This window comes from Actinomadura bangladeshensis, assembly GCF_004348335.1.
Lineage (GTDB): Bacteria > Actinomycetota > Actinomycetes > Streptosporangiales > Streptosporangiaceae > Spirillospora > Spirillospora bangladeshensis.
Window position 1 is genome coordinate 20939 of the sequence record NZ_SMJW01000101.1, and the last position, 6079, is coordinate 27017.

Here is a 6079-nt window from a genome sequence, read left to right on the forward strand (position 1 = left end):
CGAAGCCGATGTCCCCGCCGACGCAGCTGCCAGTCGAAAAGCAATCCGTAAGTAGCCAGCAGGACGAAGAACCCGAGAATGAACCACCACATCCGATCATCCTCGCTCCCCGAACCAGACCTCACAATGGAGGAGTGCACAAACCACCTCAAGCCGCGCCGGCCCTTGGCGGTCGATGGCACGGACACGGTGACGTACCGCCTGGACGGCTGCCCTGTCCGGCCGTGGGGTCTTCACGTTGCGCTGAGGACTTCGGCGGCGAGAACGGTCAAGCTCCGCAGTTTGTCGGCTCCGTCACTCCCGGGCGAGGCTGTGTAGACGACAAGACGCAGGTCTGCGCCGTGCACCGTCAGAACGTCGCAGTCGAGTTCGAATTCGCCCAACTCGGGGTGGACGACGGTCTTTGATTCGTTCCCGTGGTGGGCGACCGCGGAGCCGGCCCACAATTGGGCGAACTCGGGGCTCGATCTGCGCAGCTCACTGATCAGGTCCGCCAGTTCGCGGTCGCGCGGGTAGCGTGCCGCGGCACCGCGCAGGTCGGCGACCAACGACTGCCTGTATTCCTGCGGGGAGGCATGCCGTACCCGTCCCGGTCCGCCTTGGAAGGCGAGCCGCACGATGTTCACCGGTCGGCCGTCGTGCCCGCGCGGGTCGCCGGTCAGCGCGGCCCACAGGTGATTGCGCTCCAGCAGCGTCCAGGTCGCGTCGAAGACGGCGATGGGGTTGTCGTTGAGACGGTCGAGCAGGCGCCGCACGCTGGGGGCGAGGTGTCGCGGCACCTGTCCGCCGCCGCGTTCGACGGCATGCCCGGCCAGGCGGCATGCGAGTTCGTACTCCTCGTCCGACAGTCGCAGCGTCCGCGAGAGCGCGCGCAGGACGGCGCCGCTGGGGTGTGCCCGGCCCTGTTCAAGGCGTTTGACGTAGTCCGTTGAGACGCCCGCGAGCCAGGCGACCTCTTCGCGGCGCAGACCGGGCGTCCTGCGTGAGTGCCGTCCGAACGGGAGACCCACGTCGGCCGGCTGCAGGCGAGCGCGCCAAGCCCGAAGCAGGGTCGGCAGGTTCGGCGCCTGGTGCACGACCCCCATTATCCCCGCCGCTGCCTGAAAGGGGGACGAACTGGGCCACTCTGCATGATCGCCCGGACAGCAGGCTGATGGTGCGAGCACTCAGAAAGGGGATCTCCAGATGAGCATGCAAGCAGCGGACACACCGGTCGCGTTGGTGACCGGTGCCGGTGCCAACAAGGGCATCGGCCTGGAGACGGTCCGGCGACTAATCGAGGCCGGGTACCGGGTGTACCTGGCCGCCCGCGGCAGCGCGCATATGCGCATCAACGCCGCCGAGCCTGGCATGACCGCCACCGACCTCAGCGGCGGACAGGGCCACCCGGTCCAAGACGGGACCGACGCCATCATCGCGTTCGCCTTCGAGACACCCGGCGGCGCGACCGGCGCCTACCGGGTCCGCCACGGCGAACTGTCCTGGTGAATCACACCACTGACCGAAGGAGTTTCGGATGTACCTCGTCATCGGAGCAACTGGGAACATCGGCGGTCCAGTCGCGCGGCAACTCCACCAGCAGGGCCACGAAGTCCGGGCCCTGGTGCGCGACCCCGCACGAGCCGCCGGGCTACCGGAAGGCATCGAGCGCGCTCTCGGCGATCTCGACGACCCGCAGAGTGTGGCGAAGGCGGTGCAGGACGTCGAGGCCATCTTCCTGATGCAGGTCGGAGGCGGTACCGAGCAGACCGAGACGGTGATCGACGCCGCTCGGCACACGAGGGCGCCGAGGATCGTCCTGCTCTCGTCCGTGGGCGCGCGTCTGATGCCGCTGGAGAGCAACCCCATCGGCGCCGCGCTTGCCGCCCGCGAGCGGATCCTGCGCGAATCGGGCCTCGGCGTGACCTACCTGCGACCCAACACCTTCGCCAGCAACGCCTTCTGGTGGCTCGACGGCATCCGCGCGGGCAAGGTCGTCGACGCGACCGGCGAGGGCCGGCACGGTGTGATCGACCCTGAGGACATCGCGCGCGTCGCCGTGGTCACCCTCACCGAGGCCGGTCACGAGGGCAAGGGGTACTTCCTCACCGGTCCGGAAGCCCTGACCTCGCGCGAGCAGGTCGAGATCATCGCCGAGGTGACCGGACGCCCCATCGAATTCGAAGACCTCACCCCGCAGGAGTTCACCAAGGTCACGGTCCGGAACGGAACCCCGCCCGAGCAGGCGTACCTCAGGGAACGTCTGAACGACCTTCTCCGCGCCGGGCGCGCCGGGTTCGTCACCGACGACGTCCAGAACCTCACAGGCTTCGCTCCGGGGACCTTCCGAGCCTGGTGCGAACGCAACGTCGACGCCCTACGCTGAGCGGTGGTCAGGCCAGGCCGACGGCGGCGTGAGTTCGCCCTGCATTCCGCCGCCGTCTCCGGCATCGGCACTGCCTACCGGCCTGGACGGGCGCGCTCCCTCCCCGGCGGGGTCGCGCCACAGCCATGCGGTTCCAGACGTTGATGCGGCAATCGTCCACAGCACACGGGCCGGCCGGATCTCGTCGAAGTACTCGCAAGCTCGGGCTCCGCCCCCCAAACCCACGGCGACCGTCAAGGCTCAGGCTGAGCTTCCCGGAGTCTGAGGCCCCCGCCGGAGGCGTGTTGGAACCGCGGCCCTCGCGGTCAGCCGGTACTCAGGCGGCGGCGCGAACCCTGGCCCTTGTCACGGATCACGTGAAGCTCTTCGCGGATCTGCTTCTCTTCTTCTGGTGTGATGGACGATGCCGCACTGCGTATGAACAGGCCGAGCTCATACATGGTGTTCAGGACGACCCTGGTCTCGACGTCGAGTTCCTTTGCGAGTTGGTAAATACGCATCGTCATCGCATCGGCTCCTGTCCATAGATTGGCTCAGCCGGAACCAGAGTATGACGCGCGGAGGGCCCCCATGGGACGCCGACGAGCTATGGGTCGGCGGCGCGGACTCGGCGACCGCCGGCGACTGCGGACAGGGCGGCGGTGGCAGGGTACTCGGTCCGGCGCGTCCGCCCGGAGACCGGCGCCGCTGGTGGGCCATGATGCCGCGGGCGGGCATCGAACGGGGCCGCCCGTGTCGGCGTACTCCTTGGTGTGCAGAGGTGAGTACGGGTAAACGTGCAGAGGCGGTCGGGGCCTCGTCGACCGCGCCGCCTACTGGTGTGATTTCAGTGCGTTGGCCAGCTGCGCGATCGGGTCAGCGGTGACGCGATGACGGGACCGTCCGGTGGGCCAGGTCGAGAATTCGTCGTCCGGCCAGCGTGGGATCAGATGGAAGTGCAGATGCGGAACCGATTGTTCCGAGTCGGGCCCGCTGGCATGAAGAATGTTCACGCCGCTGGCACCGAGGGTGACGCGTATGGCCTTGGCCAGGTGCTGGACCAATGCCATGGCCTCGGCAAGCGCTCCGGACGGCGTTTCGAAGATATCGGTGTAGTGAACTGTCGGGATGACCAGCGTGTGTCCGGGCGCGAGCGGGCATAGCGGTGCGAACGCGGCGACGGAGGACTTGCGAGTGACCCAGCGCGCGGTGTCCGACTTGAGCAAGTCACAGAAGGTGCACTCCATGACGGTTGATATTGCCGCTTTCGGACGTTGGAGGACACTCAGCCGGCGGTGGCGACGTGGGCTTCGACGGCTTCCATGCGGTTCTTGAGCCGGTAGCTGGGGCCGTTGATGGCGATGACCTCGCAGTGGTGCAGGAGCCGGTCGAGGATGGCGGTGGCCAGGACCTCGTCGCCGAAGATCTGGCCCCACTCGGAGAAGGCTTTGTTGCTGGTGAGCAGTTGGCGGACCATGTCGTCCATGGGGGTGAAGTAGGGATATCGGACGCGCTCTCCCACCGACCGCCGGTCATCCTCGACAACCGCGGCAGACGGACGGACCGGTCCGGAGGGTGCTCCCGCGCGAACGGTGCGCACCACGTGACAGACCGATTCGCGCGGGAGTGCCCTCCGGGTCCAGGAGGGGCCTAGGGAACCACGGGGTTCCCCAGTAGCGCACGCTGAACCACTCGCCCCCTGCGTGCCGTGACGAATTGAAACTGCGCTCGGCCACGGGCACGGCTTGGTGCTCATTGGCGAACGGCTTCGACCCAACGGCGCTGACTCGTCCTCGGCGGCGGCGCGACCTGGTGACCGCCGGCGGCTGGCGGACGGGGCGGAGGTGTTGCGATGCGCGGCCCGGCGCGGGGCCGCGCAGCGGCCTGAGCGCCGCCGCCCCTTGATCTGAGACAGCCCAATTCGGCAATGATCGCGTGTGCGTCCCGTGATCAGCGGTCCGAGCGGGTGTCGTCCGTCGACTTGATCAATGCTGCGATGTCGTCGGCCAAGGCGGGAGTGGTTGCGACGGTAGAGACCGAGGAAACGGTGTGGTCGGTGCCATCCTGGTCGCTGACCAAGGCTCCGGCTTCCCGGGCGATGGCGACTCCGGCGGCCATATCCCAAGGCTTGTTAGAAAGGGTGATGCTGGCGTCTAGTTTGCCTTCAGCGACCCACGCGAGATCGATCGCGACTGAGCCGAACATCCGGACTCGTTGGACGTTGGCGGCCAAGCGATCGGTTAGGGCGATGCGGCGCCGGTTCTTGGTCTGGGCGTTCTCACCTACTGCGTAGTCGCCGATGGCGACGATGGCGTCTTTGAGGTCGGTGGTCATGCTGGCTTGGATGCGGCGGTCTCCGAGGTGGGCACCGGCGTGCTGGGCCGCGTGGTAGCGGGTGCCCAGGAACGGCAGGTCGATGACGCCGACGACGGGGCGGCCTCGTTCGATAAGGCCGATGGAGATACCGCAGAGCGGGATGTTGCGAACGAAGTTGGCGGTGCCGTCCACTGGGTCGATGGCCCAGAGGAGTTCGCCGGTGGTGTCGCCGGTGATGCCTTCTTCTTCGCCGAGTACAGGGATGTCGGGGGTTCGCTTTTTGAGGTAGTCGCGGACGGCGCGTTCTACGGCGTAGTCGACTTCGCTGGCCATGTCGCGGTCGCCCTTGGCGGTGAGCAGGCCGGGGACGCGGGTGCGCACTAGGTCGCTGGCTATCTCTGCTGCCTTGAGGGCGGCGGGTAGTAGGGCGGCTGGTGCGTCGGTCATACGGTGCGGCCTCGTTCTCATAGCGCGTTGAAGATCTCTTCGAACGTTCCGTACAAGCCTGCCCCGGTCGGGTTGCGTTCGGCGAGGAAGGTGGGCGAGTCGACTCCGCGGGCGTTCGGTAGGTAGGGCTGCATCGCGCAGAGCTGGTTGTTGAGGAGTGTGATGTTGAAGCGGACGGTCTCGTCGTAGACGGCGACGGACAGTCGGTCTTGGGCCTCGGGCGTTAGGCGCTTGCGGAGGCGCGTCAGGACTTCGATGTTCAGGCGCGTGAGGGTGGTGAGGTGGTTGTCCGTGTAGCCCTCTTCCTGTTCGCGGGCTCGGATGGCCTCGCCTTAAAGACGTTGGTCGGGGTACTGCTGGCAAAGCATGTTGAGGGAAAGGCCGGCGGCTCGGATGCTGCTCGCGCCGTCGAGTAGGGCGTGTGGCGGGTGTGCGTAAGAGAACTCGGCGCGGGTGGCGAAGACTGCGGTGACGTCGGCGTAGGGGTTCGGGCCTACCCGGTCGGCGGTCGACTCAAGGTCGGCCCGCTCGTCGCTGGGCGCGTAGGCGGCGGGCTCGTCCGCCAGGACGTGAGGCGGGCAGGGGGCGAACAGCTCGTCGGCCGTCCACTCGGGGAACATCGTCTCTAAGACCCGGCAGTGATCTGTCTAGGGCAGGCGTTTGAGTTCGCCGGACGTCCAGCGGTGGAGTTGGGCGCGGCTTGGGGCGGTGCCGGTGAGTTCGGGACTCGAAGGGGGAAGAAGCGATCGGGCACGCGACGGGCACGGAAGCGGAAGAAGAGATCGTGAGACACGAGAGCCCAGGTCGGAACGTAGCTTCTGACCTGGGCTTTTCGGTGGGTGGAGCCTAGGGGATTCGAACCCCTGACACCCGGCTTGCAAAGCCGGTGCTCTACCAACTGAGCTAAGGCCCCCTGCTGGGCGGGTCAAAGCTTACCTGGGGTCGGGGGTGGGCGTGGCATCGGTGTCGCGG

Annotated in this window: 8 protein-coding genes, 1 tRNA gene and 1 pseudogene; 2 read left to right on the forward strand and 8 right to left on the reverse strand. The window is 67.4% G+C overall.

Annotation, left to right across the window (positions count from 1 at the left end):
- Positions 1–233: 233 nt before the first annotated feature.
- A complete protein-coding gene (locus E1284_RS20360; protein WP_131941217.1) occupies positions 234–1076 on the reverse strand; it encodes a helix-turn-helix domain-containing protein in 843 nt (280 codons plus the stop codon).
- Positions 1077–1185: 109 nt separating this feature from the next.
- Here E1284_RS20360 and E1284_RS20365 point away from each other — a divergent pair, with 109 nt between their 5' ends.
- Both E1284_RS20365 and E1284_RS20370 read left to right on the forward strand, forming a co-directional pair.
- Positions 1186–1488, forward strand: coding sequence for an SDR family oxidoreductase (locus E1284_RS20365; protein WP_131941219.1), 303 nt, complete (start codon positions 1186–1188; stop codon positions 1486–1488).
- Between the two features lie 28 nt (positions 1489–1516).
- The gene (locus E1284_RS20370; RefSeq protein ID WP_131941221.1) at positions 1517–2365 is read left to right on the forward strand and encodes an NAD(P)H-binding protein; all 849 of its coding nucleotides are present in this window, start codon (positions 1517–1519) and stop codon (positions 2363–2365) included.
- Positions 2366–2670: 305 nt separating this feature from the next.
- Here E1284_RS20370 and E1284_RS20375 read toward each other — a convergent pair whose 3' ends face one another.
- The 7 genes and pseudogenes from E1284_RS20375 to E1284_RS20400 all read right to left on the reverse strand — a co-directional run bounded on the left by E1284_RS20375 (position 2671) and on the right by E1284_RS20400 (position 6020).
- Positions 2671–2871, reverse strand: a complete 201-nt coding sequence (locus E1284_RS20375) for a translation initiation factor IF-2 N-terminal domain-containing protein (protein WP_131941223.1) — start codon at positions 2869–2871, stop codon at positions 2671–2673.
- Positions 2872–3177: 306 nt separating this feature from the next.
- Entirely contained in the window at positions 3178–3570 is a 393-nt protein-coding gene (locus E1284_RS20380) for an HIT family protein (protein ID WP_207923858.1), read from the reverse strand.
- 89 nt (positions 3571–3659) lie between these two features.
- Positions 3660–3809 (reverse strand): annotated as a pseudogene (locus E1284_RS43165) (ATP-binding protein); the annotation flags it as partial.
- A gap of 485 nt (positions 3810–4294) precedes the next feature.
- Complete coding sequence (locus tag E1284_RS20390; protein WP_131941226.1) at positions 4295–5107, reverse strand: inositol monophosphatase family protein; 813 nt, start codon at positions 5105–5107, stop codon at positions 4295–4297.
- Between the two features lie 17 nt (positions 5108–5124).
- Complete coding sequence (locus E1284_RS44065; RefSeq protein WP_424923495.1) at positions 5125–5430, reverse strand: DUF5919 domain-containing protein; 306 nt, start codon at positions 5428–5430, stop codon at positions 5125–5127.
- Between the two features lie 9 nt (positions 5431–5439).
- Positions 5440–5727: a hypothetical protein gene (locus E1284_RS20395; protein ID WP_131941228.1), complete on the reverse strand. Its 288-nt coding sequence runs from the start codon at positions 5725–5727 to the stop codon at positions 5440–5442.
- 220 nt (positions 5728–5947) lie between these two features.
- Positions 5948–6020: transfer RNA gene (locus E1284_RS20400), tRNA-Ala, on the reverse strand.
- Positions 6021–6079: the final 59 nt, after the last annotated feature.

What these genes read in the sequence shown, in the direction of transcription:
- E1284_RS20365 (WP_131941219.1), top strand. Translation starts at nt 1,186, where the DNA reads ATGAGCATGCAAGCAGCGGACACACCGGTCGCGTTGGTGACCGGTGCC.
- E1284_RS20370 (WP_131941221.1), top strand. Translation starts at nt 1,517, where the DNA reads ATGTACCTCGTCATCGGAGCAACTGGGAACATCGGCGGTCCAGTCGCG.
- E1284_RS20375 (WP_131941223.1), bottom strand. Translation starts at nt 2,871, where the DNA reads ATGACGATGCGTATTTACCAACTCGCAAAGGAACTCGACGTCGAGACC.
- E1284_RS20390 (WP_131941226.1), bottom strand. Translation starts at nt 5,107, where the DNA reads ATGACCGACGCACCAGCCGCCCTACTACCCGCCGCCCTCAAGGCAGCA.
- E1284_RS20395 (WP_131941228.1), bottom strand. Translation starts at nt 5,727, where the DNA reads ATGTTCCCCGAGTGGACGGCCGACGAGCTGTTCGCCCCCTGCCCGCCT.